The organism is Sivoneniella epilithica UHCC 1019 (assembly GCF_040830845.1).
Classification (GTDB): domain Bacteria; phylum Cyanobacteriota; class Cyanobacteriia; order Leptolyngbyales; family Leptolyngbyaceae; genus ULC077BIN1.
In genome coordinates this window covers 1-901 of sequence record NZ_JBFPDP010000119.1, presented here as the reverse complement: position 1 = coordinate 901, position 901 = coordinate 1, and the positions used below count along the sequence as shown (strand labels likewise).

General features: G+C 49.7%; 1 protein-coding gene. It reads right to left on the bottom strand.

Going from position 1 to position 901, the window contains the following annotated elements; all coding sequences use genetic code 11:
- Nucleotides 1–17 precede the first annotated feature (17 nt).
- A protein-coding gene (locus AB3R30_RS26905) for an IS5 family transposase (protein ID WP_458652275.1) occupies nucleotides 18–847 on the bottom strand; the annotation gives its coding sequence in 2 pieces (ribosomal slippage) (nucleotides 18–457 and nucleotides 457–847; 831 coding nt in all).
- Between the last annotated feature and the right edge of the window lie 54 nt (nucleotides 848–901).

The window sequence follows — 901 nt, the reverse complement described above, 5'->3', positions numbered from 1 at the left end:
TAGAGTTCTTGCATGAATCAAGCAGAGAGCGCAAGCTCAAAGTTGATGATCGCTGCAATCAGGTTGAAGCGCAACCCAAAACGCTTGCGTCGATTTCGATACCGTTCAGCGAGAATCCGAAAAATCTTGAGCTTGCGATTCACATGCTCAGCGACCACCCGCAATCGGGCTAGATTTCGGTTGTGCTGCCGCTCGGCTTTGCTCAGTTTGCCTTGACGCGGCTTCTTGGTTGGAATACAAGTAGAGGGATGGAGCTTTGCAATACCTTGATAGCCCTTATCCGCCAAACACAACTGCTCCGGTAGCATCGGCAGACGATGTAACTTGAACAGTCGAAAGTCATGGACTCGCCCTTTGCCAAACGCCGTACAGATAATCTGTCCAGTGGCTTGATCGACCAGGACTTGAGCTTTTAGCGTATGCCGCTTTTTCTTGCCGCTGTAGTAGCATCGCTGTTTTTTTTGGGACGCTCAATTGGGCTTTCAGTGACATCGACTGCCCACACACTCCAGGTATTGGCATTCTGGTAAAGTTGCTTTTTGCCCGGTAACCGGAACTGACCTGACTTCATCAATCGACTTTCAACCTTCTGAATCAAGCGGCACACTGCCGACTCACTTAATCCCCAAGTAGTGGCAATGTGAAACTGGGTTCGATATTCTCGCCAGTACTCAAGTACGACTAGCAATTGGTCTTCCACGCTTAATTTGCACTGTCCACCCCGTTTCCCTGTTCGGTCAAGGTCAGGACGCAGCACGTCCACCATCTGCGCGAAGGTTTGTGGGTGTATTCCGCATCGGCGTTTGAATAACTCAGGCTTGAGTTGGCTCAGTTGTTTGTAGGTCATCAGTCCTCCTTGATCTATTTGTAGCCACTTCCCTCTATTCACGCAAGAGGTCTA